22 protein-coding genes are annotated in these 24,652 nt (G+C 62.8%); 7 read left to right on the top strand and 15 right to left on the bottom strand.

Annotated elements, in window-relative coordinates; genetic code table 11:
- The first annotated feature begins 10 nt into the window (after positions 1-10).
- Genes ABWV23_RS16555 through ABWV23_RS16530 form a run of 6 tightly spaced genes read left to right on the top strand, consistent with a single transcriptional unit; the run spans position 11 to position 5,175 of the window.
- Complete coding sequence (locus tag ABWV23_RS16555; protein ID WP_148380044.1) at positions 11-658, top strand: VirB8 family type IV secretion system protein; 648 nt, start codon at positions 11-13, stop codon at positions 656-658.
- On the top strand, positions 655-1,356 hold the full coding sequence (locus ABWV23_RS16550; RefSeq protein ID WP_353349740.1) for a TrbG/VirB9 family P-type conjugative transfer protein: 702 nt from the start codon (positions 655-657) through the stop codon (positions 1,354-1,356). Before ABWV23_RS16555 ends, ABWV23_RS16550 begins: the two co-directional genes overlap by 4 nt.
- Entirely contained in the window at positions 1,353-2,678 is a 1,326-nt protein-coding gene (locus ABWV23_RS16545) for a TraB/TrbI/VirB10 family type IV secretion system protein (RefSeq protein WP_353349738.1), read from the top strand. Before ABWV23_RS16550 ends, ABWV23_RS16545 begins: the two co-directional genes overlap by 4 nt.
- Before the next feature lies 1 nt (position 2,679).
- Entirely contained in the window at positions 2,680-3,714 is a 1,035-nt protein-coding gene (locus ABWV23_RS16540) for an ATPase, T2SS/T4P/T4SS family (protein ID WP_353349736.1), read from the top strand.
- Positions 3,715-3,730: 16 nt separating this feature from the next.
- Complete coding sequence (locus ABWV23_RS16535; protein ID WP_057821014.1) at positions 3,731-4,150, top strand: hypothetical protein; 420 nt, start codon at positions 3,731-3,733, stop codon at positions 4,148-4,150.
- Positions 4,150-5,175, top strand: coding sequence for a TrbL/VirB6 family protein (locus ABWV23_RS16530; RefSeq protein WP_353349733.1), 1,026 nt, complete (start codon positions 4,150-4,152; stop codon positions 5,173-5,175). Before ABWV23_RS16535 ends, ABWV23_RS16530 begins: the two co-directional genes overlap by 1 nt.
- Positions 5,176-5,336: 161 nt before the next feature.
- On the opposite strand, the gene ABWV23_RS16525 is transcribed toward ABWV23_RS16530, so the two are convergent.
- The 11 genes from ABWV23_RS16525 to ABWV23_RS16475 form a co-directional block, all read right to left on the bottom strand.
- On the bottom strand, positions 5,337-6,002 hold the full coding sequence (locus ABWV23_RS16525) for a cation:proton antiporter regulatory subunit (RefSeq protein ID WP_353349731.1): 666 nt from the start codon (positions 6,000-6,002) through the stop codon (positions 5,337-5,339).
- On the bottom strand, positions 5,999-6,874 hold the full coding sequence (gene htpX, locus ABWV23_RS16520; RefSeq protein WP_353349729.1) for a protease HtpX: 876 nt from the start codon (positions 6,872-6,874) through the stop codon (positions 5,999-6,001). The genes ABWV23_RS16525 and htpX overlap by 4 nt, the downstream gene beginning before the upstream one ends.
- A gap of 3 nt (positions 6,875-6,877) precedes the next feature.
- Positions 6,878-7,450: a nucleotide exchange factor GrpE gene (locus tag ABWV23_RS16515; protein WP_052453274.1), complete on the bottom strand. Its 573-nt coding sequence runs from the start codon at positions 7,448-7,450 to the stop codon at positions 6,878-6,880.
- A 30-nt stretch (positions 7,451-7,480) separates the two neighbouring features.
- Positions 7,481-8,884, bottom strand: a complete 1,404-nt coding sequence (locus ABWV23_RS16510) for a DegQ family serine endoprotease (protein WP_353349726.1) — start codon at positions 8,882-8,884, stop codon at positions 7,481-7,483.
- 89 nt (positions 8,885-8,973) lie between these two features.
- The gene (locus ABWV23_RS16505; protein WP_052453273.1) at positions 8,974-9,963 is read right to left on the bottom strand and encodes a YfdX family protein; all 990 of its coding nucleotides are present in this window, start codon (positions 9,961-9,963) and stop codon (positions 8,974-8,976) included.
- A 92-nt stretch (positions 9,964-10,055) separates the two neighbouring features.
- Positions 10,056-10,562: an NADH dehydrogenase ubiquinone Fe-S protein 4 gene (locus ABWV23_RS16500; protein ID WP_082033239.1), complete on the bottom strand. Its 507-nt coding sequence runs from the start codon at positions 10,560-10,562 to the stop codon at positions 10,056-10,058.
- A gap of 37 nt (positions 10,563-10,599) precedes the next feature.
- A complete protein-coding gene (locus tag ABWV23_RS16495) occupies positions 10,600-11,220 on the bottom strand; it encodes an HdeD family acid-resistance protein (RefSeq protein ID WP_043871727.1) in 621 nt (206 codons plus the stop codon).
- 16 nt (positions 11,221-11,236) lie between these two features.
- Positions 11,237-14,080, bottom strand: a complete 2,844-nt coding sequence (locus tag ABWV23_RS16490) for an ATP-dependent Clp protease ATP-binding subunit (protein ID WP_043870017.1) — start codon at positions 14,078-14,080, stop codon at positions 11,237-11,239.
- 154 nt (positions 14,081-14,234) lie between these two features.
- Positions 14,235-14,717: an Hsp20/alpha crystallin family protein gene (locus ABWV23_RS16485; RefSeq protein ID WP_043870016.1), complete on the bottom strand. Its 483-nt coding sequence runs from the start codon at positions 14,715-14,717 to the stop codon at positions 14,235-14,237.
- 37 nt (positions 14,718-14,754) lie between these two features.
- Positions 14,755-15,156 carry an Hsp20/alpha crystallin family protein gene (locus tag ABWV23_RS16480; protein ID WP_043870015.1) on the bottom strand — a complete coding sequence of 134 codons (402 nt, stop codon included), beginning with the start codon at positions 15,154-15,156 and terminating at the stop codon, positions 14,755-14,757.
- Between the two features lie 27 nt (positions 15,157-15,183).
- Complete coding sequence (locus ABWV23_RS16475; protein WP_043870014.1) at positions 15,184-15,630, bottom strand: Hsp20/alpha crystallin family protein; 447 nt, start codon at positions 15,628-15,630, stop codon at positions 15,184-15,186.
- Positions 15,631-15,966: 336 nt separating this feature from the next.
- Between ABWV23_RS16475 and ftsH the strand changes: the two genes are divergently transcribed.
- On the top strand, positions 15,967-17,799 hold the full coding sequence (gene ftsH / locus ABWV23_RS16470) for an ATP-dependent zinc metalloprotease FtsH (RefSeq protein ID WP_043870013.1): 1,833 nt from the start codon (positions 15,967-15,969) through the stop codon (positions 17,797-17,799).
- A 6-nt stretch (positions 17,800-17,805) separates the two neighbouring features.
- On the opposite strand, the gene ABWV23_RS16465 is transcribed toward ftsH, so the two are convergent.
- From ABWV23_RS16465 to mobC, 4 genes are all read right to left on the bottom strand, one after another.
- Positions 17,806-19,062 carry an MFS transporter gene (locus ABWV23_RS16465; RefSeq protein WP_353349720.1) on the bottom strand — a complete coding sequence of 419 codons (1,257 nt, stop codon included), beginning with the start codon at positions 19,060-19,062 and terminating at the stop codon, positions 17,806-17,808.
- A gap of 191 nt (positions 19,063-19,253) precedes the next feature.
- Positions 19,254-21,209, bottom strand: a complete 1,956-nt coding sequence (locus tag ABWV23_RS16460; RefSeq protein ID WP_353349718.1) for a type IV secretory system conjugative DNA transfer family protein — start codon at positions 21,207-21,209, stop codon at positions 19,254-19,256.
- A complete protein-coding gene (locus tag ABWV23_RS16455) occupies positions 21,202-23,550 on the bottom strand; it encodes a relaxase/mobilization nuclease domain-containing protein (RefSeq protein ID WP_353349716.1) in 2,349 nt (782 codons plus the stop codon). The genes ABWV23_RS16460 and ABWV23_RS16455 overlap by 8 nt, the downstream gene beginning before the upstream one ends.
- Entirely contained in the window at positions 23,537-24,124 is a 588-nt protein-coding gene (mobC, locus tag ABWV23_RS16450; protein WP_353349714.1) for a plasmid mobilization relaxosome protein MobC, read from the bottom strand. The genes ABWV23_RS16455 and mobC overlap by 14 nt, the downstream gene beginning before the upstream one ends.
- Positions 24,125-24,652 lie beyond the last annotated feature (528 nt).

Genomic DNA, 24,652 nt, shown 5'->3' with positions numbered 1-24,652 from the left:
GGCAGGGGTGATGACTGCGCGCGAACTCGTGGAAGAGGAACTTGTCTACGGTGCCCTGCGCCGGGAACAGCTTTGGCGGATGATCGGCCTTTCCGGGGCGGGCTTTGGCGTATTCGGCTGTTTGACGGCTGCAGCTGTCGCGCTGATGGTCGAAACGCCGCCTCCCGTGGTTGTGCCCTACGATCCCGCGACCGGGATGGCGCTCCCCAATGCCACGGTTGAAACCGTGTCGCTCGCCGAACGGCCTGCCGTGATCGAAGCGCAAATCTACCGCTACATTCTCGACCGCGAAACCTACAACCAGCTCGACAACGACCTTCGTGTCCGCCGTGTCCTCGCACAGTCTTCCGGGTCGGCCGAGGCCAACATGCGCGCGATGTGGACATCGGGGCAGGAGAGCTATCCGCCGACGCGTTACGGGGCTGCGGCCGAGATGGCCGTTGAGATCGCATCGATCACCCTTATTGGCGATAACCGCGCCCAGGTGCGGCTCAGAAAGCGCCTGACAAGCCCGCAGGGGGTGCAGGATGGATCGTTCACTGCCACGTTGATGTTCGAATTCCGGCCCGAGCGGACCCGCGCGATCGACGATGTCTGGCAAAACCCTTTCGGCTTCACTGTTACCCAATATGCCATCCGATCGGACCGTTCCGAATGACTCGCACTCCAATCTCTACGCTGTTGGCCGCCAGCATACTCGCGTTCGCGGGAACAACTGCCTTGGCCGAGACCACCCCCCGCCCAGGCTCGCACGACAATCGCGTGCGCGTGGCGACCTGGACTGAGGGCCAGGTTTACCGTGTCGTCACGACTCTGACCCGCGTCACCACAGTCGAATTCGGTGAGGGTGAAACCATCCGCTCGATCATCGCCGGCGATACGGTCGGGTTTCAATTCGACGGTGTCCCGGGTGGCCGTGCCTTCGCCATCAAGCCGATAGCATCTGGCGTCGCCACCAACATCACCGTCTACACCAACCGCCGCTCCTACTACTTCCATGTCGTCGAAGCCCGGGAGACGCCGCATTATGTCGTGCAGTTCCGCTATCCTGAAAACCGCGTGCAACCCACCAGGGCGGTTGCGGCCGATGCGCCGAACGCGAACTATGCGGTCAGCGCCCGAGAAGAGTTCACGCCGACGGCCATCTGGGATGATGGTACCTTCACGTATTTCCGGTTCGCGCGGCACGCGCCGGTGCCCGCCATCTTCCGATATTCGAACGGCAGGGAACGCGCGGTGAACAGCCAAGCCTTGAGTGACGGCGTCATCCGCGTGTCCGGCGTCAACCGACAATGGGTCCTTCGCCTTGGCGAAGATGTGGTTTGCGTCCAGGACGCAGGGCAGGCCACATCATGACCGAAGGTACGGAAGACCTCGCCGCGCGCCTCGCGGCTCTCGAAGGTTCGACAGGCAAAGCGAAGGCAAGCAAGCGGCCTGCACCGCTTGCCGCGATCCTTGGAGTTGTCGGCATCGCGGCAGCAGGTGGTCTGGCGTGGGCTGCCCTGCAGCCGTCGGCAGAAGCACCAATGGCGACCGCCGCGCCTGAAGAGTTCCAGAGCAGCGGCCCCGGATTCGGAGATCTGGCGCCGATTTCTGCCCCGGAGCCCAGCCAAGCCCCGCCTACGGACACAGGTCCGAGCGAGTCGGAACTCGCGCTGATGGAAAGTCTTGCGACATTGAGAGCGGAACTCGAGGAACTGCGCGCAAGACCGGCCGAGGCCGCGGATAGCGGGGCGGAGCAGGCGATTGCGGACCTGACGGCGCAAATTGCCACCTTACAGGAAGCATCCGCCGAGGCTCAGCGTGCCCTCGAGCGGCAGCTGACCGAGCGGGATCGCGAATTGGATCAGCTCCGCATGGACTTGGAACTTGCACGGCTTGCACCACCAGAGCCGACCTCATTGGGACCAAGTGAAGAAGAATTGCGGCTGGCCGATCTCGAAAGGCGTCGCGCAGCCGAAGCCGAGGCCCGCGCAGAGCGTATCGCGTCTCCTATGATCGCCTTCTCCGGGATGGGCGCGGGTGCGGATAGGGAGAATACGCTGGAAGCCGCGCGACTGAATGCAGATGAAGCCTTTGTTCGTTCGGGCGCACAACCTGCGCAGGCGACACGTGCCGAAGTGATCGCGAACCCATCGAACACGGTTGTTCAGGGCACCATGATTCAGGCTGTGACAGAGACCGCCCTCGACAGCACACTGCCCGGCGCGATCCGCGCCATCGTCTCGGAAGACGTCCATTCTTTCGACGGAACGCGTATCCTGATCCCGCGCGGCGCGCGGCTGATCGGGCGCTACCGCTCCGATGTCGCACTCGCCCAATCGCGCGTCATGGTGGCATGGGACCGGATCATCTTGCCCGATAATCAGACCGTGCAGATCAGCGCCTTCGGTGGAGACGAACTCGGCCGCACTGGCACCACCGGGTTTGTCGACACCCGTTTCGCGCAACGCTTCGGCTCCGCCGCGCTGATCTCCTTGATCGGCGCCCTGCCTGCGGCTGCAGCGGGTCAAATCGACAGCGAGGCGGCGGCCGATGTTGCGAGTGACGTCGGCACGGATCTGCGCGATAGTACGCAAAGCGTGATGCAGGACTATCTGGCGATCCGGCCAGTGATGCATGTCGATCAGGGTACACGGATCACGGTCATGGTCGATCGTGACCTCGAGATTTTCTGACATGGCTGCAAGTTATCTGGAAGCGTCGCTCGACCGTTTCGGCCCCGAGGTCCTGCGCGACGACACGATCGAGATCTGCATCAATCCCGACGGACAAGTCTGGGGCGAATTCCAGGGCGATCACTTCATGCGAGGTCTCGGCAGCCTGCTGAGCCAGACCGAGATCAAGGACCTCGGCAACCAGATCGCCTCAGCAGCCTCGACCACGCTCAGCACCAAGAAGCCCATCGTCTCTGTCTCGATCCTGTATCGAGATCGCCCGATCCGTGCGCAGGTGATCCAGCCGCCGGCAGTCGAGGGCGGTTTCTCGATTTCTCTTAGGTTCTTCTCCTCCCTGCCGCTTGAGAAGATCAAACTCGGATTCCTTTTCGGCAAGGAACGCAGCCTTGAGGGTCTGCGCCGGGAACGGAACGCCGCGCTGCGCAATGTGGTGAGGTCCGGCGACATCGACGCCGCGCTGCGGTTTTGCGTCGAGAACAAGCTCAACATGATCGTCTCGGGCGGTACATCGACCGGCAAGACGGTCGCGGCGCGCAAGATCCTTTCGCTGATCCCGCCCGAAGAGCGGATCATCACCATCGAGGAGGCGGCCGAGCTGCGCCCCGAGCAGCCCAATGTCGTGACGTTGATCGCGGACCGGGACACGGATGCCCGCAGTGCCGATGTGCTCTTGGCCTCAACGCTTCGCATGCGACCCGACCGGATCGTCCTGGGCGAAGTCCGCGGGCGCGAGGCGATGACGTTTCTCGAGGCAATCAACACCGGTCACGGTGGATCGCTGACTACGCTGCATGCCGAGACCCCAAAACTTGCTGTTCGTCGCCTCGCCATCGCTGCCCTGAAAACCGATGTGCCGATGACCTATGCCGACATGATCGATTATATTGAGGGCTCGATCGACGTGATCATTCAGGCAGGCCGCCATGAAGGCGCGCGCGGAATCACCGAGTTCTTTCTCCCGGGCCAAACCACAGATTTGAACCTCGACACGGTCGACGGCAGAGGCAACAAGAGCCCCTCCGTTGCCGCTGAGTAAAAAAGGAACCCCCCAGATGCGAAAACCAATCCTCGCAGTCATGCTTGCCGCCCTTGCGGGCCCACTTGTGGCGCAGACTTCGCCTCCGATCTCAAACGATCTCACGGTCGATATGTCGCCTCAACAATACCGGATCTGCAACGATCGTCCGGCGCGCCCGACCTGGATGGACGAAATCAATCCGCGGGAAGCCTACAAGGCGCTGACGTTGATGCGTCTCTACGAGTTGCGGTCATGGGAGACGATCAACGAAAGTGGCGATTGCGGCTGTGATGTGCGCTTCCCGTCTTGGGATGCCGCTTCGACCGAGTACGAGGAACAGTTCGCGAGCGACACCCAAGCGGAGCACACTCAAGCCCAATTGGCCCTCCGCAACGAACAGAACCAGATCGCCCGCGCCGTCCAGGATATCTGCGAAGCGCAAGGCAACTGGTAATGAGCATCGTCAGCTGGATGGTTGGAACCGCCGACGGCTTCCTCGCCGATGCGGCCGAGTCCCAGTTCGGGGCCGTGGCGAGCAATACCGGCACGATCGTCCTGCTGATGGTCACGCTTTCGCTGATCGGCGTCTGCATCAACATGGCATTCCAGTTCCGCAGCATGGATGGGGCAAGTTTCTTCTGGTACCTGATCAAGCTGATGCTGATAGGGCTCTTCGCCTTCAACTGGGCCAACTTCAACACTGTCGCAAATGCAGTCATTGGCGGGCTCGACTATGTGGCGGGCGCACTGATTTCATCAGTCGGGGGCGGCGGGGCGGGCGCTACCTATTTCGCAGCCGAATTCGACCGACTGATTACAGAGTTCAGCCAATACCTTAACGCTATCGGCAACAACCTCAACTGGATGACCGGAGCGATCCTCGGCGGCATTGGCCTGGTGCTCCTCAGCCTTCTCGGCTTCATGACCGGCATCGTACTCATCTTCGCCAAGATGATGCTGACACTCATGCTTGGCCTCGCTCCGATCATGATCGCACTGTCGCTCTTCGACGCGACCAAGGATTTCTTCCATAGGTGGGTTTCGACGACGGTCAGCTATGCCTTCTACCCCATCGTCATCGCAGCTATGTTTTCAACTGTGGTCGGCATGGCAAATTCTCTGTTGGCACAGCTTGGCGATCCTAACTCCGCCGCCAACATCGGATCGCTGGTGCCGTTCTTCGTCATGGTCTTCCTGGCGAAGGGCTTTGTCGCAGCAACGCCCCTGATCGTACGGGGGATTTCGGGCAACCTGATGGTGGTGGCCGCGCCCGCCGTTGTCGCTGGCTCGACCGGGATCATGCGAGGCATCTTCAATACGAACGGCGTCAAGGGCAGATCGCGGATCGGTGCGCTCACGACAGGCGAAGCGATCGGACGAGGTGCGGTGCAGGCGCCTGTGGTTGTGCGGAGCGCTGCGGCGAAGGCAGGTGCGCAAGTGGTCCGGATAGCGGAGAGGGCAAAACGGCTGACAGGATAGACGCCGATGAGCTGCCGTTCGCCAAGGCCTTCGGCAAAGCCCACAATGCGGACAAAGTGCACTTCGCTACCGTTGCGCCAATGGCAGCTATCGGAAGCGAGTAGTTACAGAGGGGCGTTCTAGCCTGGTTCGATCAACGGCTCTCTATGAACGACCCGCTCTTACCCCAGACGATCCATTTCGTCCCGATCTCCGAATAGCACCACCCGGTCCCCAGCCTTGAGTGCCGTTTCCCCGTCGGGCACGCCGACATAGCTTCCATCCATACGCTCGATCCCCAAAACATTGATCCCGAGCGAGGGCAGGTTCAGGCTTTTCAGTGTTTTCCCGGACCAGTCCGATCCTTCTGCCCCCTCGACGCGCCCGACCGCGAAATTCTCCCGCAGGTGAAGCACATGGGCATAGTCCCGCAGATCGAGGTCCGTCGATTTCTGAAGGGCGTGGCGGATCAACGGGGTGGCCCACCGTTCGAGCCGCTCAGAGCGGGCGAGAGCGAAGATGAGGGCCACACCGAGCAAGAGTATGATCAACCGATCCGCGGTCGCCTGCAGCTCCGCCCCGATCATCGACAGCATCAGCGTCGAGATCGCGGTCACGATCCCCACCGAGCCGGCCCGGATCAACAGGCCGATGATGCGGCGGCGTGCCGGCCCGGAGACCACGTGTTCGGCCTCGTCGGTGGTGAAGCCCGCGCCGGAAAAGGCAGAGAGCGCCTGAAACTTCGCAACCTCTTCGGTCAGGCCGGTCATCGTCAACGCGATGGTGCCGATACGAACGATCAGCAGTGACAAGGCGATGACAAGCAGGAGCGAGAAGATCGCGATCATACACCCTGCCTCAGCGCGGCGATGCGTTTCTCCAGCGGGGGATGGCTGGCAAAGAGCGCCTGAACGCGGCCAGCGCTGATGGCAAAGGCGCGCATTTCCTCGGGCAGTGGCGGTGCGTTCTGCGCCTGCCGCAACCGTTCGAGCGCCGCGATCATGTTGCGCCGTCCTGCCAGTGCCGCGCCGCCTGCATCGGCCCGGTACTCGCGCCAGCGCGAAAACCACATGACGATGGCCATGGCCAGCACGCCCAAGACCATTTCCATGATCAGCGACACGATCCAGAAGCCCGGCCCATAGCCACGCTCGATCCGCAGGATCAGCCGATCGAACAGCAGTCCGGCAATGCGTGACAGGAAGATGACGAAGGTGTTCACCACGCCCTGGATCAGCGCGAGCGTCACCATGTCGCCATTGGCGGCATGACTGACCTCATGGGCTAGCACCGCCTCGACCTCGCCCCGGTCCATAAGATGCAACAGGCCGGTGCTGACGGCGATCAGTGCGTCATTGCTATTCCAGCCGGTGGCAAAGGCGTTGGGCGAGGGGTGATCGAAGATGCCGACTTCGGGCCGCCCGATCCCGGCGCGATCCGCCTGGGCGTGGACGGTTTCGATCAGCCAGCGCTCGACCGCACTGCGTGGAGTGGTGATGACCTGCACGCGCATCGCAGCCTTTGCCATGCTCTTGGACAGAATGAGCGAGATCAGCGATCCGGCAAAGCCCAGCACCCCGGCGAAGATCAGCAGCGCCGTCAGGTTCAGATCGACGCCGTTTGCCTGCAACAGGCTGTCGATGCCGAACAGGCGGAACGCCACCGACAGCACCGCGAGGATCGCGAAGTTCGCACCGAGATAGAGCGCAAGTCGCAGCATTACTTATGCCTCCGCCGCTTTGGCTGGTGCGGCGCTCACAGTGACGCGGGCAGGCCGGATCAGGCGCTGGCCGATGGCATAGCCGGGGCGATGCAAGACCATGACCTGTCCGGGTTTGACTTTGTCTGTTTCCTGCATCTGCATCGCTTCGTGCAGGGCCGCGTCGAAAGGCGCGTTCTCGGGCGCGATGGTTCTCACGCCGAGTGCTTTCAGTCCGGTCTCGAAGGCCGTCCGGGCATTGCACAGACCCTCAAGATGCGAAACGATCCTGGGATCTTCGGCATCCGGATTTGCTCGCGCGGCCTCGATCCCGAGCGCCAGGGCGTCAAGGGCAGGCGCGAGAGCCTCGACGGCCAAGGCGATACCGTGTTCACGCCCCTCCGCGTACGACGCGTCTGCCCTCTTGCGGGTGTTTTCGGCATCAGCGAGCGCGCGCTTCCACTTGTCGGTCAGACGCGCGATGTCGACCTCCGGGCTTTTGTCCTCCGCCTTCGGCATCGTTCCAAGGCCCTTAGCGTCTTGGCCAATGTCATCGGTGATCGCTACGGCTTCGGGTTTCTTTTCAGTCTCGGACATGGAACCCTCCTCTTCGATATCCACCAAGGTTCAGCGCATGACCAGAAAGATGCGGGCCGCGCCTCGCTGAATGGTGAGGGCGAGCGCCCCATCGACCTGCGCCAGTTGCTGGCGCAAATCCGCAACCGAAGCGACCGACACGCGGTTGACAGCGAGGATGATGTCACCCGCTTCCAATCCCGAACGCGCCGCCCGGCTTCCCGGATCGAGCCGCGCAACCACGACGCCGGAAAGGTTGCCATAGAACGGGTCGCCCGGTTGAAGGTCGCGAAGCTCCGCTCCCGAAAGCCGGTCGAACGCGCGCTCGCCGGTTGCGGCGGCGACCAGCCCGCCTTCACGCAGGGTCGCACTTAAAGTCAGTTCCTCGCCGTCGCGAATGACCTGCAACTCGACATCGCTGTCGATCCGTTTCAGCCCGATCTGACTGCGAAGATCGGCGGAGCCCGCTACGGGGCGGCCATCGACGGCGACGATCAGGTCGCCGGGTTGCAAGTCGGCTTCCTCGGCCGCGCTGTCGGGCTCGACCTGTGTGACCACTGCGCCGACGCCCGCTTCGATGCCCAATGCGTCGGCAAGATCGGGCGTGAAATCCTGAATCATCACACCAAGCTGGCCTCTGCGCACTTCGCCATACTCGATCAGCTGATCCATGACCGCGCTGGCCATGTTGGCGGGCACAGCGAATCCTATTCCGACATTGCCGCCGGACGGCGCGATGATCGCGGTGTTGATGCCGACCAATCGCCCGTCGAGGGTGATCAGCGCGCCGCCCGAGTTTCCGGGGTTGATCGACGCGTCGGTCTGGATGAAATCCTCGTAGCCGTCGACATTGAGGCCGCTGCGCCCCAATGCACTGACGATACCGGAAGTCACCGTCTGTCCGAGGCCGAAAGGGTTTCCGATAGCGAGCACATAGTCCCCGACAAGCAGGCTGTCGCTGTCCCCAAGCTCCAGCGCGGAGATATCCTCGGCTTCGATCTGCAATAATGCGATGTCGGTTCCGGGGTCACTGCCGATGAGTTCAGCATCGAACTGTCGTCTATCCTTGAGCGTGACCACGATCCGGTCGCCGTTTTCGATCACGTGGTGATTGGTAAGGACATAGCCTTCTTCGGAATCGATGATCACACCCGACCCGGCGCTCATCTGCTGGCGCGGCGTGGGCTGCTGCGGCACGGGCGGCATATCGAAGAACCGCCGGAAGAACGGGTCGTTGAAGAGCGGGTTCATCTCCGCTGTCTGGCGGCTTTCGACGGATATATTGACCACGGCCGGAGTGACCTCGGCCAGAAGGGGTGCCAGAGTGGGCAGTCCGCTGTCGCTTCGAAATAGCGGACGGTCGGCCGTCTGCGACGCGACCGGCGCCGCGAATGTCAGCGAAACGATGCAAAGAGCCACCAGAATGTGGCCAAGACGAGAAACAAGTGCGGGCATCTTCGATCTCCTTCAAGCCGGTGGAAAAGGTGGCCGGAGGTATCCGGCCACCGGTGTTGCAAGGCAGTTGATTGTGGAAGGGCAGCGCATCATTCCGAATCCGTTCCGAACAGCCTCTGCTTGAGACGGATGAAGCTGTCGCCGATCTTGTCGAAGATGCCGCCGGTATCGTGCGCGGCGTCGATCTTCTCGTCGAGTTCATCGAGGTTTTCGTGCAGTTCCTCGAAATCGTCCTCGTTGCCGTAGCCGAGCGCTTCGGCAATCCTGAGTTGGTTACGCGCAGCCTCGACATATTCGCCGGGCGAAAGCGGTTCCGCATCGACGGCGGCGTCGGCATCCTCGGTCTCGGCCGCCGCGGATTCCCCGGCTTCGGTATCCGCAGTCATGCTTTCACCGTCGCCAAGCGCATTTTCCGCAGCGTCGATCAGGAGTTGCGCCCTCAGAACCGGAAGCGCGATCACTTCCTCGGTCACGACCACGGTTCCAAGCGCGGTCGCAAGCGTCTGTTTCGCGGTCTCCACATCGCCTGCATCAATCTGGGAGGTCGCGCGCAGAAGCGCGTCGGGGTAGGTGGCAAGCGGCAGATTGGTGGTCTCCACCACGATTTCGCTGGCAAAATCGCGCATCAGGGGGCGGGCCTCCTGGAGGTTGCCTTCGTCCACCAGATTTTCGATTGCCTCGCGGGCCGCGTCGATCGTTTCCACGTCACCCAACAAATCACGTTGGAGCAGCTGGACATCGACAGGCGCAAGAGCGAGGTCGGGATCGCGGGCGACGACGCTTTGAAGCTTGCCGGTTGCGACTGCCAGCGCTTCGAGCGCAGCCTCGCTGTCTCCTTCATCGAGAGCCTTGAGAGCGGTCTCCGTTTCCGCAAGTGCCCTAGTTGCGTCATTGAGAAGTTTCTTCCGTTTCTCGTCGACCTGTGCGGACGCTTCATCCTGCACCGCTTCGCTTACCGCCTCATTGGTCTGGGCGGTCGGGGGCTGCGATGTCTCCTGGGCAAAGGCTGGCGAAAGGGCCAGCATGGATGTCAGCGCCAGGGCACTGACGGACGAGGCGAGTGTCTTGCGAATGAACATGGGCATCTCCTTTCTCCTTTGCGGTTTCCTGTTGTCCGGTCCTTCATCGTGATGTGAACATGCGGCGGGCCGGTTTTCGCACGTCCAATACGTCAGCGGCCCCCCAGGGTCGTTCCCGTCCAGGCCGGCGGGTCGGAGGCCGGGAAGGATTCCAGCGCGGCCAGGGTCACTGGATCGGTCTCGTCCTCGGCGGGCGGTTTGCGGTCTTCGGTCCGGACGCGCGGTTGCGGCCCGTCCAACCTTTCAAGGGGCCGGAAGATCGGTTCCCGCCGGGGGCCGCGGCGGCGCTGGCTTTCGTCCCGCACAATGTAATCCCAGTTCTGCCGTTCGGCGTAGTCGATGGCGCTTTCACGATCCGGAAAGCTGAGCCGGATCGGCCGGTAGGGATCGCGCGTGGCGGTCCAGCCCATCAGCGGCTCGATCTCCGGGGATGCGGCGGGCTCGAACTCCAGTATCCAGTGCCGCGGGCGCGGCCCCGACTGGGTCGCGCTGCGCGACGGGCGATAGATGATCGCCGTGGGCACGTCCGGCGACGACAGGTCGGTTCCGGGGATCGTCGGCCGGGACATCGGCCGGTTATGACCTCTCATGCTGAACATCGTGACCTCCTTTCAGAACAGGTTGCTTTCAGATGTCTCAGGCCGTTTCCGCCGATGCGGTATGGTCGGCCCCGCCGCCGGATTTTCGCAGCTTCAAGCCCAGCAGAATGATCGTCACGCCGAAGATCGCGGCATAGATCGCCAGCAGCCAGCCGAGGGCCAGCAGGGTTTCAACGGGGCTTGTTGCCAGGAACCAGACGATCAGGACGCCCAGCAGGACCGACACGATGCCGCTCAGCCCGAGCCAGACCTCGCCCTCGATCTCCTTGCGCAGACGGATCGCAGTGACGATCTCGAGCAGACCCGAAAAGACCGACCAGAAGGCGATGCTGGCCCAGAGGAATACGGCCAGAACCAGAGTCGCCACGAAGGGCGAGACGATCACGACGATGCCGGTCAGGATGCCGAGGATGCCGCTGAAGGCGAGCCAGCCCCAGCGTTCGCCCTCGCGCATCTGGCGCACGGCCGCGATCAGGCCGAAGACGCCATCGGCAAAGGCGAAGGCACCGAAGACCAGCGTGAGCGTCAGCACCGCCTCGGCCGGCATGAACCAGGCCAGCACGGAGATGACAAGCGCCAGCACACCGCGCAGCACGAAGGCCCACCAGTTCTTCGACAGGGAACAGAAGCCGGGGATCGGGTTGGTTTCATGTGTCATCTTCAAAACCCTCCAGTTACTTCGCGGAAGCCTCCTCGGACGCATCGGACTCCCCTTTTGCGTCCGTGGCTTCACTGTCTTCATCGCCATCGGCGGTGCCGGACGTGTCAGCCGGTTTGTCTTCCGGTTCGGCGCTGTCCTCCTCCGCGACCTCCTGTTTCTCGAAGGTGATCTTCTGCTCCTCCGCCGACCAGGCGGCGCGGACCTTGTCGCCATCCTCGACCGAGCCGGAGAGCATTGCGCGGGCCAGTTCGGTTTCCAGTTCCGACCGGATCAGGCGGCGCAATTCGCGGGCACCGAATTCGGGCTGGAAGCCCACGGCGGCGAAATGATCGGTCACGCTTTCATCGAACGCCATCTCGACGCCCTGACCAAGCGCGGTGCGCGCCACGCGGTCGAGCTGCAACTCCACGATCCGGCGGATTTCCGGGCGGTTGAGCGAATGGAAGACGATGATCTCGTCGATCCGGTTGATGAACTCGGGGCGGAAATGCTGCCGTAGCACCTCCATCAACTCACCCCGTTGCTTGCCCTCGTCGAACTCCTTCGTGCCGCGCTTCTTGAGGTTGCGCTGGATGATGTCCGAGCCGAGGTTCGAGGTGGCGATGATGATGGTGTTGGTGAAATCCACCACCCGGCCCTTGCCGTCGGTCAGCCGCCCGTCGTCGAAGACCTGCAACAGGATGTTGTAGACATCCGCGTGGGCCTTTTCGATCTCGTCCAGCAGAACCACCGAATAGGGGCGGCGGCGCACGCGCTCGGTCAGCTGGCCGCCCTCGTCATAGCCCACGTAACCCGGCGGGGCGCCCACCAGCCGCGCGACGGCGTGGCGCTCGCCGTATTCCGACATGTCGATGCGGATCATCGCATCCTCGTCGCCATAGACGGTCTCGGCCAGCGCCTTGGCGAGTTCGGTCTTGCCGACGCCGGTGGGCCCGAGGAACATGAATGTCGCCGTGGGGGCGGACCCTTCGCGCAACCCCGCGCGCGCCAGCCGCACCGCGTCGGCCACCGCACCGATCGCCTGATCCTGGCCGATGACGCGCTCGTGCAACTGGTCCTCCAGCTTCAGCAGCTTCTCGCGCTCCTCGGTCGTCAGGTCGGTGACGGGGATGCCGGTCAGCTTGGAGACGATCTGCGCGATGTGGTCGGTGCGCACCTCGGCGCTGGCCGAGGCACGGTCGCGTTTCCAGGTTTCCAGCAGGGCATCCAGTTCGGTCTGCTTTTCCTCCAGTTCCTTCTTCAGTTCGCCTGCACGGTCGAATTGCTTGCGGGCGGCGGCGTAATCCTGTTCGCGCTGGATTTGCTTCGTCTCCGCTTCCAGCTCCTGCACGTCCACCGGCCGTGCGGTGGCGCTGATTTTCACGCGCGCAGCGGCCTGGTCGATCAGGTCGATGGCCTTGTCGGGCATGAAGCGGCCGGTGACATAGCGATCGGACAATTCGGCCGCGGCGACGATGGCCTCGTCGGTGATCGTCACCTTGTGGTGAGACTCCAGCGTGTCGCGCAGGCCGCGCAGGATCATGATGGTCTGCGCCACCGTGGGTTCATCGACATAGACCGGCTGGAAACGCCGCTCCAGTGCCGCGTCCTTCTCGATGTGCTTCTGGTATTCATTGAGTGTGGTGGCACCAATCAGGTTCAACTCGCCCCGTGCCAGCGCCGGCTTGAAGGTATTGGCCACATCGAGCCCGCCTTCGCCGCCGCCCTGGCCCGCGCCCATGATCGTGTGCAATTCGTCGATAAAGAGCACGAGATCGTCCTTGTTGGCCTCGATCTCCTTCAGCACTTTCTGGATGCGTTCCTCGAATTCGCCGCGATATTTCGATCCGGCGACCATCGAGTTGATGTTCAGCTCGACCAACCGCTTGTCGCGCAGAGCTTCGGGCACCTCGCCAGCCACGATCCGTTGTGCCAGGCCCTCGATGATCGCGGTCTTGCCGACGCCGGGCTCGCCGATCAGCACGGGGTTGTTCTTCTTGCGCCGCGCCAGAACCTCGATCGTGGTCTCGATCTCGCGGGCGCGGCCGATAACGGGGTCGAGCTTGCCGTCGCGAGCCAGTTTCGTGAGGTCGCGAGAAAATTCATCGAGGTCGGGCGTGTTCGAGGGCGTCTCGACCCGACCCTCCTCGGCCCCCTGGCCCACAACCTTCGTGACCTGCTGGCGCAGCGACTGCGGCGTCAGGCCGAGCTTGCGAAGGATGTCGGCGGCCAGGCCATCGCCTTCTTCGGCGAGTCCGATCAGCAGGTGTTCCGGGCCGACATAGGAATGGCCCAGCTCGTTCGAGGCGACGAAGGCGCGGTTCAGCGCATCCTTCAGACGCGGGCTGACGCCGATCTCGCCATCCTGTTTGTCTTCGCCGCGAGGGGCCTCTTTGTCGATCTGGCGGCGCAGGTCGTCCACGTCGATCTTGAATTGCTCCAGCAGCGTCCTGACCACATCGCTGTGACTCAGCGCGAAGAGCAGATGTTCGGTATCGACCTCGGAGCGGCCGAGTTCCCCTGCTTTCTGCGCGGCCTCCTGCAAGAGCTTGTTGCCCTGTTCGCTAAGACGATCGGCGATGCTCGCCCCGCCCTGGCCGCGCCGACTGCCACGATTTACGGGAATGCGCTGACCTTCGCTTTCGTCGCCGATACGCCGGTCCATCCCGCCAAGCGGGCTGTCACCGAAGAATTCGTCGAAGAGCGATCCGCCGCCGAAGAGCGATTCCAGCGGCGAGGACGACCGCCGCTGCTGGCGTGCGAGCTTGCGGTAATCATCGTCACAAAGCTCCATTACCTGGCGTTCGCCATTGACCGATACCTGCGCCCGGAACGAGGCCGGGCGGCGCTTGCAGATGTCACAGATTCCGTTTGCCATCCTGTCTTCCTCCTGACTATTTGCTATGGCGCAATTTTATTCAAAGTTGTGGAGCCTTGCCTTGACCGGCATCAAAATGTGGCGGTTAGCGACACGCCGAGCAGTGAAATGGGGCGAGTCAGGGCGCGGACAAATCCCCGCGCCCCTAGCCAAGTCAGCCGGACTTGACGTCGATCCGCTTGACGCGCGCCTTGGCCTCCTCGGTCTTGGGCAGGGTCACGGTCAGCACGCCGCGCTTGAACTCCGCCTCGGCCTTTTCGGCGTCCACGCCCGGCGGCACCGGGATCATCCGGTGGAAGCTGCGCCGGGACTGCGAGGTGAAGCCATCCTTCTCGGCCTTCTCCTCGCGCTCGCCGCGGATCGTAAGCATGTCGTCGGTGACGTTCACCTCGACATCCTTGTCGTCGAGGCCGGGCAGATCGACCGAGACCAGCATCGCCTCGTCGGTTTCCGAGATGTCGGTGCGCGGCCCATTGGTGGCCATGCTGCCGAATGGGCTGTCGAACCGGCTCCAGAAATCCTCGAACACGCGGTTGAGGTCGCGCTGGAGCGACATCAAGGGGTTGTCGTCTTCATTGCGTCGGCCGGACGGCTGGTTGCGGTCGCGGCCCCAGGGAATGAGATCGCTGAATGCCATTGTCATTTCCTCCTTTCCTGTTTCGGTCCGGGTCGCCTCAGGCGGCCTTGACCTTGATCTGTTTCGGCTTGGCGGCCTCGCTCTTCTTCAGGGTGAGCGTGAGGACGCCGTCACGATGGGTGGCGTCGATCTTGTCGGCGTCGATGGTGTCGGGCAGGCTGAAGGCCCGCTCGAAGGTGCCGGGCGCGTATTCTGCATAGATGCGCCGATAGCCTTCGGGCACGGGCGCCTCGATCGTGCCCCGCACCGTGAGCGAGCGGTTCTCGACCGAGACATCGACGCTGTCCGGGACAACGCCCGGCATGTCGATGGTCAGCGTCACCACATCGTCCTTCTCGAAGATGTCCGTGGCGGGACGGAAAGTCGGGCCGGTATCGCGGGTTTCTTCCGCTTCGGACCGGGCCACATCGCCGCCGGTTTTCTGCATTTCGTTTGCCATGGTTCTTTCCTCCTCTCGTTTCAGCTGTCAGCTTGCCTTGACCTTGATCTTGCGCGGCCGTTCCGCATCGGGGCGGCCCATCTCGATCTCCAGCACGCCGTTCTTCGCGCGTGCCTCGACCTTGTCGGGATCAACGCGCAGCGGCAGGCGGACGGAACGTGAGAACTCGCCATGCGGGCGCTCGCGACGATGCCATGCGGCATCTTCGTCATCGGTGGACGGATTGCGCTTGCCCGAAATGATCAGGGTGTTCTCGCGCACCGTCAGGTCGATGTCGTCCTTGCCCACACCGGGCATCTCGGCGGTGACGACCACGCTTTCGTCGCCCAGCCACATGTTGACCGGGGGCCAGTTGCCATCGCTTGCACGCTGGCTACGCCCGCCGCCTTCGAACATGCGGTTCATCTGCGATTGAAGCTGGCGCAGTTCCGCGAAGGGATCCCATTGCGCCTGGGACAGTCCGTAGTTCAGCATCGTATCCTCCTCTTCCTGGTCACAACATCGGGGGTCCGCAGCGGGCGGACCGCGTTTCACGTTGCGGGACTGTCGCGAAGGGAGGGGCCCGGTTGCGAGCCTGCACGAAGACGCATGGCGACCACGTGTTTCGATACGCAAGGCCAACAGATGCACCTCGCGGCCGATGACGGGACCGAAGCGTTGCATCATGCACACGCCTCGTATCTCACCAACATCTCCGGGACCCATTCAGCGGCATCCCGCACTCAAGCATTTGGGAAGGGTGTAAAATCTTGTCAAGAGGGTGTGTCAGGAATTATGTTTGGCAGCATCAAGAAAGGAGGATTGCCGCCAATGGACAAGAAAACACAGATCAATTTCTGGTATGTCCTGCTCGCGATCTTCGGGGTCGTTCTGCTTCGCGATCTCTGGGTGCAGTCCCAGACCATTGCCGCAATCCCCTACAGCCAGTTCGAGGATTATCTCGGTGAGGGTGTCATCGAGGAAGTCGTGATCGGCAGCGATACGATCCGCGGCACGTTCAGCGAGCCGCAGGACGGCAAGACCGGTTTTGTCGCCACCACCGTGCCCGCCGACATGATCGAGCGTCTTGAAGAGGCCGATATCACCTATACCGGGGCGGTCGAGAACACCTGGCTCACAACGCTGCTATCCTGGGTGCTGCCGGCGCTTGTCTTCGTCGGCATCTGGATTTTCTTCATCCGCAAGTTCGCCGAGCGGCAGGGGATGGGCGGCTTCATGTCGATCGGCAAGAGCAAGGCCAAGATCTATGTCGAGAGCGACACCAAGGTCGGTTTCGACGATGTGGCGGGCGTGGACGAGGCCAAGCAGGAACTTGAAGAGATCGTCGAGTTCCTGAAGGACCCCGAGCATTACGGCGGCCTGGGCGCGCGGATGCCCAAGGGCGTGCTTCTCGTCGGCCCGCCCGGCACCGGCAAGACGTTGCTGGCCAAGGCCGTTGCCGGCGAGGCGGGCGTGCCTTTCTACTCGATATCCGGCTCGGAATTCGTGGAGATGTTCGTGGGCGTCGGCGCCGCGCGGGTACGCGACCTCTTCGAGCAGGCGAGGAAGGCAGCGCCGGCCATCATTTTCGTGGACGAATTGGACGCGCTTGGCCGGTCCCGCGCCGCGGGCCAGCATCCCGGCGGGGGCCATGACGAACGCGAGCAGACGTTGAACCAGCTTCTGACCGAACTCGACGGTTTCGATCCGACCGAGGGCGTCGTTCTGCTGGCCGCAACGAACCGGCCCGAAATCCTCGACCCGGCGTTGCTGCGCGCGGGCCGTTTCGACCGGCAGGTGCTGGTGGACCGCCCCGACCGCGCCGGGCGGGTGCAGATTCTCGAAGTGCACATGAAGAAGATCAAGGTGGCCGATGGCGTCGACCCGGACCAGATCGCGGCGCTGACCACGGGGTTTTCCGGCGCGGACCTAGCAAACCTGGTGAACGAGGCCGCACTGATGGCGACACGGCGCCGGGCTACCCACGTCGAGATGCAGGATTTCACGCAAGCGGTAGAGCGCATCGTCGCCGGGCTGGAAAAGAAGAACCGTCGGCTGAATGAGAAGGAGCGCGAGATCGTCGCCCATCACGAGATGGGGCACGCCATCGTCGGCATGGCCCTGCCGGGCGTGGACGAAGTGCACAAGGTCTCCATCATCCCGCGCGGCATCGGCGCACTCGGCTACACGATCCAGCGGCCGACCGAGGACCGTTACCTGATGACCCGCGAGGAGCTGGAGAACAAGATCGCCGTCCTGCTGGGCGGCCGCGCGGCGGAAAAGATCATCTATGGCCACCTTTCGACCGGCGCCTCCGACGATCTCGCCCGCGCCACCGACATCGCGCGGTCGATGGTGGCGCGCTACGGCATGGACGACGAACTGGGCCACGTGGCCTACGACACCGAACGTGGCAATTTCCTGGGTCAGGGCGACCAGGGCTCGTGGCTGAATCGTCGCTACAGCGACGCCACTGCCGAACGCATGGATCAGGCGGTAAAGGACGTGATCGACAGCATTTTCGAGCGCACACTCGCGCTTCTGGACGAGAACCGCGCGTTGCTGGAAAGCTCTTCGGCCGAACTGCTGGAGCGCGAGACGCTGGAAGACGCGGATCTGAAGCGGATCGCCGACGGCGTCAAACAGCCGGCCGAGGCAGCGTGAAACAGATCACCGCGGCGCGGGTTCTCCTGTGGCCCGATCCTGCGCGTCCGGATGCAATGGCAATGCCGCGTGGCTGGTGCTGGGCGTGGCGACGTAGGGCTGCTTGTCCGCGATGACGGTCTTTTCCCGAAGCCGGATACGCAAGGTGCCGTAGGCTGCGAACAGGCCCAGGATCGCAACGATGAAGTAGAACAGGCCGGACGGTCCCACCCATCCCATCGTCACGCTTGCCGCGAACGGTCCGGCGGCGGAGCCGACCCCGTAAACCAACACAAAGCCGCTCGCCGCGGCAATCAGCTCACCCTCGTCGATCCGGTCGTTCACCTCGGCCAGACAGACCGAATAAAGCGGCAGAAGCGTGCCGCCTAGAACGAAGGACAATACAACCGCAACTATCTGCGCAGCACTCGACAGGAGCAGGCCGAGCAGAAGTGCGGCGAGAAGACCGGCGAGGCTGCTGCAGAGGATGATGAGACGGCGATCGGCCTTGTCCGACAGCCAGCCCAAAGGCCATTGCAAGACCAGAGCCCCGATCAGGGCCGCCGAGAGGATTGTGCCGGTCTGAGTATCTGTGAAGCCGGCCTGCTGGCTCGCCACCGGCGCCATCCCGAAAAAGGCCGCGACCGTTGCGCCCAATACAAAGGCCCCAGCAAGGGCCGTCGGCGAGATCGCGAAGAGGCGCTTCAGTTCCAGGCGCGTTGCAAGCACGACGCCCGGACCGCCCGCGCGGCTGAGCGTGATCGGGACCAGTGCCAGTGACATGCAGATCGACACGACGGCGAAAAGAACGAAGCCCGATGTCGGCGCCAGTCCGACCATCGGCTGGCTCGCCGCCCAGGCCGCGTACATCACGATGGAATAGATCGCGAGCACACGTCCGCGCCAACTGCGTTCCGCTGAGGCATTGAGCCAGCTTTCCACGATGATGATCAGCCCGGCCCAACAAGCACCCTGTGCAACCCTGAGCGCGATCCAGACCGGCGGCGAGACGAAGATCGCAAAGCAAAGCGCAAAGGCAGACGCGGCCGAAGCGAAAGCAGCGAAGGCGCGGATATGCCCGACCCGCTGGATCACCCGCGGCGCCTGAATCGAGGCGAATACAAACCCGACGAAATAGGCCGACATCATCACGCCGACCGTTTCTTCGGCATATCCTTCGATGCCCGCGCGCAGACCGACCAGCGTCTGTTGAAGGCCGTTACCGATAACCAGCAGGGCGACGCTGACGAGGATCGAGAGATATCTAAGAGGAATCCGAAGCATTTCCAATATCTATTTCACATAGCGGCAACTGTACGAAGACGAACGCATCTCGCTGTAGCTAGCATAGCCTGTTTGGTCTCCGCTTGTGGTCGCAAAAAATGAGCTGACATTCGTGCCGATCGCAGCATCGGTCGAAATGGGCTCGGAACCGCTATTCGCCGGGCCTTGCGCGAAGGTCCGCAGTTGAGAATTCACCCGTGCTCGGCAATTATCGCCCTCGTCGTCTGAACTGCCGAAGCAAGCGCCGTCCGGTCTGTGCTCGTGATACCCAATCCCTCGATATCAAGCGACAGCTGATCCTGGACACCGCCGCTCGCAGCAGCACGAGCCGCGCGGCCGCGGGCCTTCGTTGAACTAAAAGGATCAGTCTTCGATGGCTTCGCCGCGTTTGGGTCCGCGTCCGGCGCGACATTCAACGCCCGCACCTCCTGTAGCTCCAGCTTCAGCTTTTCTACAGTCTCGCGGGTTTCGGACATTTGCCGATCCCGCCGCAGTCTATCCTCGTCCGGATACGGGAAGCTCCCCGATTGACCCGCGTGCAGCACATTCAGGGCAGGGTCCTCGAAATACTTCACCCTTCTCGCGCGGATAGGCATCTGCGCGTCGATCACAAGGATGACCTCATCGAGATCCATGCGTCGGGCCTCATCCTCTGTCAGGAGCGGGGTATCCTCGGTTCGCTCTGAGACGCTGCGCCCTTCGAACGGATTGCGGCCAACAGCGCGGGAGCGGGTCACCACACGCTTGGTGGTCTTGCCGACGGCCTGGCTCAACTCCTCGATCGTCTTCTGCTCTGACGGGGTGAGGTAGAGCTTCACACCCGCGCCGCCTTGAAGCGACCTGCGGGTATTCTCGCCATAGATTTCGTCCAGCGCAGGGATGGTCTGGGTGACGATGGCGAGGTTTCCGCCGAAGGAGCGCAGCGTCTTGATGCTTTCGGCGATGATCGGCATTTTCCCCAGCCGGTCGAACTCGTCGAGCATGATCATCACGGGCCAGGGTTCATCGTCCGCGGGCTCCTGTGCCTGCAGCGAGGCGATCAGGTCTGAGAAAAAGAGACGGATCAGCGGAGCCAACGGGCGGATCATCTCTGACTCGACCACAAGATAGATCGCATGTGGGCTGCGGCGGATTTCCCGGAATGAGAAGTCAGAGGTCGCGGTGGCGGCGTCGATCGCGCGGTTGTCCCAGGTGTCGAGGCCCGATGTCATCAGGAGGGAGAGGTAGGAAGTGAGGGTGTCATTGTTGGTCGATGCCATACGCTCGAAGATCAGTTTGGCCGACTTGTTCTTCACCTCCTGCGAACGCTTCAAGTATTCCTTCTGCTTGTCGCCCCCCGAGGCTGTGATGCGATAGATCTCGCCGATGGTCGGCACGCCGCGCTCGAAGGCGAGAAGGCCCGCTGCCACAAAAAGGTCGATGCCCCCGGCCAAAAGCCCGCTCAGCTTTTCGTTGTCGGTTTGCAGGAAGAGCTTGGCGGTGAGTTTTAGCTCCATCTGCTGCCGGTCAGGGTTGGTCATGGCCGCGATGCGCGCCAGCGGGTTGTAACGGTGGGTCGGTCGATCCCAGTCGGTCGGTGCGAAGCGGAAGACCTTGTCCCCCATGCTGGCGCGGAAGCGCGAGGTCTCGCGGAAGTTCTCGCCTTTCACGTCGAGTACCACGGCAGAGCCTTTGTAGGTGAGCAGATTCGGGATCACAAATCCCACGCCCTTGCCGCGGCCCGTGGGCGCCACGATCAGTGCGTGGGGGAAGGTTTTTGAGACAAGGAACGGGCGCTTGGACTTCGGGGAGCCAAGCTTGCCCAGAAGGAAGCCGCCACCGGGCTTGGCAAAGAAACCGTTCCTCTTCATCTCGCTGCGGGTCTGCCAATGCGTCGTCCCGAAGCGGGTCAATGCATCCCCCAGAAGCGTGACGCTCAGCATCAGCGATGCCAGGCCGAAGCCGCCAAGGATGAGGTTCACCCAGAGGAAGTCCTTCGGCGCAGACTGAGACAGACCCCGATATTCGCGGGCAAGCAGGGTGACGTCGAAACGCGTGGGTGAGAGCCCATATCGGAACATGACAAAGTCGGTCGCCACGACATAGCCCATGGCGAGACCGACCAGCACGAGGCTCAACACTCCGAGGGCAATCTTGCCTTTATCCATGGGTGATTCCCTTCTCACCATGTGCCGCGGCGTGGCGCGCGCGCTGCGCCTCGATCTGCTCTTCGGCCAATGCATCGAGAACGCGCTCCATCGCCGGACCGTGCGCAGTGACCTCGCTGCTTTGAAGATAGGTCCTGGCGAGTTCTAGCTGGCGCAGCGGATCCTCAGTGAACTTGTCGAGGACTTCTGCGTTGCCGGCCCGCAGCGCGTCGATTGCGTCTGGGCTTAGTCGCGCGTTTATCTGCCGGACGATGCCCTGCTGCTCTGACTCGGAGAGCGGGCCCTCGACGTCGGCGTTTCGCACAAAGGCCATGACGGTTGGGGCGGTCTCTTCCATATACCGGCGCTCGGCGTAGTCTTGTCGCGCCTGGTCCTCGATCTCGAAACTGCGCTCGCTGATATAGGCACGCGACGCGCCGAGCGAACGAAGGTGGTTGATTTCGTCCTGAACGGCCGCACCGAATTCATCATCCGGCATCTCCGTGCGATAGCGAGCGAGGGTGCGGAGCTCTTCGGTGATCGGACCGAGATGATCCGAAGGATCCCGCAAGGCGAGGTCCATGTCGCCAGCATGAAGCGTGCGGTCCTGTTTCGATACCGCGTATTGCGGCGGCTTTCGGCTGTCAGTCATCTGGTCCCAGGCCATCGACGCCAGTTCGGCATGTTGCGGCGATTTCTGCGCGTAGGCATCGAACGCGGCGCGGGCCTCTTCCACCTCCACAGCGCCTGCCCGCCGTACAGAGGGGTCGTCGGAAAACGGATGATCGAAATCCGTCCGACGGAACTGCGCCACCAGCGCCCTGAACGCCTGCCGCTCCGATGGGGCAAAAATGTCGGGCCCGTCATTCTCGAGATCACCCTCTGGTACCGCCAACCGCTCGCCGAGCGCTGGCTCAGCGTTGTCCACCTCGTCGATCTCGGTTGGCGCGCGAAGGACGCTTACGTCGGTCAGGACATCGCCCAACCGAACATGCACGGCTTCCAGCCGGTCGAGCGCTTCTTCCCGGTCCGCAGGTTTCTCCAGATCGAGGTCGCTTGCTTTGGCAATCCCTTGCAGATCCTGTGCCAGCCACTGGCGCTCCAATGCGGCATTGCCTGCCCCCTCCCGCAGGCGCGCGGCCACAGCCTCGGCATCGATGCCCGTGCCTTGCAACGCCTCGGCCAGCTTTGGTGCCACCTCTCCATCGTCAAGACGCGCGAGGTGTTCTTCACTTAAGTTCGGCCTTGCATAGATGCCGTCCCGGGATGGGGCATCGACCAGGGCGGCGGAGCGATCCCCAAGCGGGTTCAGATGCGCGACCGAGGCCAGAACGTCGGTCAGCTTGCGCTCGATCACCGGCTTCTCGGCCGCCGGCGCCCTGTCGATCGCCGCCTCGATCTGGCGAATATTCTGAGAAAACTCGGTGATCAGTGTGTCGAACGCTGCTTCGTCTTGGGACATATAGATGGCTCCGTCAGATTGAATCTGACCGCCACTGGCAAGGATGGTGCTGGCCCTCTCGAGCGCCTCGGCCACGTCTTCGAAATTCGAACGTGACGCTTCCGCCGCGAGCCCGCGATAGATCAGGGCATTCTGTCGGACGGTTTCCAGAGCGGCCGCCAGGTCAGCGCCGGTTCTCTGGCGCTCGACAGGGGGACGGCCTTCGTCGCGGGCCTTGTAGATTTCATCGATCTCGGCGCGGTAGGTCGTGACGCCGCGATCCAGACGACGCGTCGCCTCAAGGCGGATCCCATGTCCTCTAGCCGCTTCGACCATCGCCTCGCGAAAGGCGTCGTAGTTGAAGTGATGATCCTTCCCGAGAAAGAACATTTCGCCATCCTTGCTGCGGCGGTTCAGAACGATATGCGCATGTGGATGCGCGCGATCTTGGTGTATTGCAGCAATATAGTCGAATTGCGACCCCTCACCTTGAAAGAACTTCTCGCAGACCGCCTGGGTGATATCGCGCACCTCTTCACCCCTGGTCCCAACCGGGAATGCCATCAGCAGATGCGACGTATGGCCAAGCTTGGGGCTGTAGCGCTCGTTCCACTGGTTCTCGAACCGCCGCGCCACGCGGTTGATCTCGGCTTCCGAGAGCTGCTTCTTCCCGTCATGGGTGCCGCGGCTGTCGAGGATATGGGTCGACTTCGTCGTGAGATATGTGAGCTGCGCCCGTAACTGCACCCCGGTGTGGCAGCCCCCTTTCGAGATAGCCTTGAAGATCGCTGGCGAATAGCCGCGCGCGGCCCGAACCATCTGCGCGCCCTTGGAAAGCCCCTGCCAGGATCCCGAAACCCGGCTCCAGCCGCGGTCAAATAGCGCCGGGTCGATGCCACGGACCCGGTCACTCCGCGCCATTCTCATTCCTCTCGGCGAGGCCCGCCAGGGCAGAGCTGATCTCAAGGTCCAGCACGCTGCGCCGCGCACGCGACATCTCCTGGACCTGGTCGGCCAGATCGAAGACCAGACCTGCAAGGGCGCGGACGTCACGGTGACTTGAGGCCGGGTAGGACAATCTCTCGCCCCGCACCTTGGCCTCGTTCAGACGTCGCGCGATCTGGTTCACGTTGTTGCCGATCCGGTTGAGCGCGGCGCCGAGGCTGCGCAACTCGTCGCACATCTCGTCGTCGGGCAGGAAGACACCTTCGGCCGCCAGCATCAGGCGGCGCATTGCATCCGAGCGGTGCGCAATCCCGCGCCGCGACAGCGCCGCGTCGAACCGGCGCAGGTCGTCGTCCGAGACCCGGATCCCCACAACCCGCGATCGGCTGCCGTTCGCTGTCTGACGCTCATCCCGGTGGTTCACCACGTTGTAGATCGTCTTAAGGCTGACATCGTAGTGGGCTGCCAACGACGCCGCAGAGACGCCGTTCCGGCGGTCCTGGGCGATGGTCGATCGCTCGATCTCTGATAGTCTACGACGGCGGGGCATTTTGAAGTTAACGTTCCTATTTCTTGCCAACTTCGTACAAGCCCGCCGACTCCCAACGCAAGTGGGGTCGGCTATAAGGGCTTGTACTCAATGTAGAAAATCGCCCTACAAGGGCGATTTCCCGTCCTTTGTCAAATGGATCGCGCTTCGCGCTCATTGCACCACGCGATGCGGTCTCCGCATCGCGCATCGCGTCTTTTGCGCCCCGTCTCTTGCACCCCGCAAGACGGGTTTTGCCGCGTGCTAACCGTCTCGCGTCACCCGCGGAACGACATACGCGAGACTGCCTCCCGTCGTCTGGAGCGCGCTATCCGTCACCTGCATTCCGTCCGCTGTACATCGCCGAGCGCATCCCGACATTTGGAGGGTGTGTGGTGCCCCGCGACGAATGCTGAAGGCGCCACGGCAGACGTCGCACGGTCATCGCACAACGCCGCCCGCTGCATGCCAAACGCGGGTCGCATCCCGACTTCTGCTTGACCCCTCAGTCTCATGCGTTTAGCGACATTTTGGTATTATCGTTGCGAT

This window comes from Aquicoccus sp. SU-CL01552, assembly GCF_040365005.1.
Classification (GTDB): Bacteria; Pseudomonadota; Alphaproteobacteria; order Rhodobacterales; family Rhodobacteraceae; genus Antarcticimicrobium.
Note: the sequence above shows the minus strand (reverse complement) of the source record. Positions and strands in the feature narration are given on the sequence as shown.

Coding starts and splice junctions, on each gene's coding strand:
- htpX (WP_353349729.1), bottom strand. CDS start 6,874: ATGCTGCGACTTGCGCTCTATCTCGGTGCGAACTTCGCGATCCTCGCG.
- ABWV23_RS16500 (WP_082033239.1), bottom strand. CDS start 10,562: ATGTTCAGCATGAGAGGTCATAACCGGCCGATGTCCCGGCCGACGATC.
- ftsH (WP_043870013.1), top strand. CDS start 15,967: ATGGACAAGAAAACACAGATCAATTTCTGGTATGTCCTGCTCGCGATC.
- ABWV23_RS16475 (WP_043870014.1), bottom strand. CDS start 15,630: ATGCTGAACTACGGACTGTCCCAGGCGCAATGGGATCCCTTCGCGGAA.
- ABWV23_RS16535 (WP_057821014.1), top strand. CDS start 3,731: ATGCGAAAACCAATCCTCGCAGTCATGCTTGCCGCCCTTGCGGGCCCA.
- ABWV23_RS16465 (WP_353349720.1), bottom strand. CDS start 19,062: ATGCTTCGGATTCCTCTTAGATATCTCTCGATCCTCGTCAGCGTCGCC.
- ABWV23_RS16540 (WP_353349736.1), top strand. CDS start 2,680: ATGGCTGCAAGTTATCTGGAAGCGTCGCTCGACCGTTTCGGCCCCGAG.
- ABWV23_RS16505 (WP_052453273.1), bottom strand. CDS start 9,963: ATGTTCATTCGCAAGACACTCGCCTCGTCCGTCAGTGCCCTGGCGCTG.
- ABWV23_RS16490 (WP_043870017.1), bottom strand. CDS start 14,080: ATGGCAAACGGAATCTGTGACATCTGCAAGCGCCGCCCGGCCTCGTTC.
- ABWV23_RS16525 (WP_353349731.1), bottom strand. CDS start 6,002: ATGATCGCGATCTTCTCGCTCCTGCTTGTCATCGCCTTGTCACTGCTG.
- ABWV23_RS16455 (WP_353349716.1), bottom strand. CDS start 23,550: ATGGCGCGGAGTGACCGGGTCCGTGGCATCGACCCGGCGCTATTTGAC.
- ABWV23_RS16555 (WP_148380044.1), top strand. CDS start 11: ATGACTGCGCGCGAACTCGTGGAAGAGGAACTTGTCTACGGTGCCCTG.
- ABWV23_RS16545 (WP_353349738.1), top strand. CDS start 1,353: ATGACCGAAGGTACGGAAGACCTCGCCGCGCGCCTCGCGGCTCTCGAA.
- mobC (WP_353349714.1), bottom strand. CDS start 24,124: ATGCCCCGCCGTCGTAGACTATCAGAGATCGAGCGATCGACCATCGCC.
- ABWV23_RS16495 (WP_043871727.1), bottom strand. CDS start 11,220: ATGACACATGAAACCAACCCGATCCCCGGCTTCTGTTCCCTGTCGAAG.
- ABWV23_RS16530 (WP_353349733.1), top strand. CDS start 4,150: ATGAGCATCGTCAGCTGGATGGTTGGAACCGCCGACGGCTTCCTCGCC.
- ABWV23_RS16480 (WP_043870015.1), bottom strand. CDS start 15,156: ATGGCAAACGAAATGCAGAAAACCGGCGGCGATGTGGCCCGGTCCGAA.
- ABWV23_RS16485 (WP_043870016.1), bottom strand. CDS start 14,717: ATGGCATTCAGCGATCTCATTCCCTGGGGCCGCGACCGCAACCAGCCG.
- ABWV23_RS16515 (WP_052453274.1), bottom strand. CDS start 7,450: ATGTCCGAGACTGAAAAGAAACCCGAAGCCGTAGCGATCACCGATGAC.
- ABWV23_RS16510 (WP_353349726.1), bottom strand. CDS start 8,884: ATGCCCGCACTTGTTTCTCGTCTTGGCCACATTCTGGTGGCTCTTTGC.
- ABWV23_RS16550 (WP_353349740.1), top strand. CDS start 655: ATGACTCGCACTCCAATCTCTACGCTGTTGGCCGCCAGCATACTCGCG.
- ABWV23_RS16460 (WP_353349718.1), bottom strand. CDS start 21,209: ATGGATAAAGGCAAGATTGCCCTCGGAGTGTTGAGCCTCGTGCTGGTC.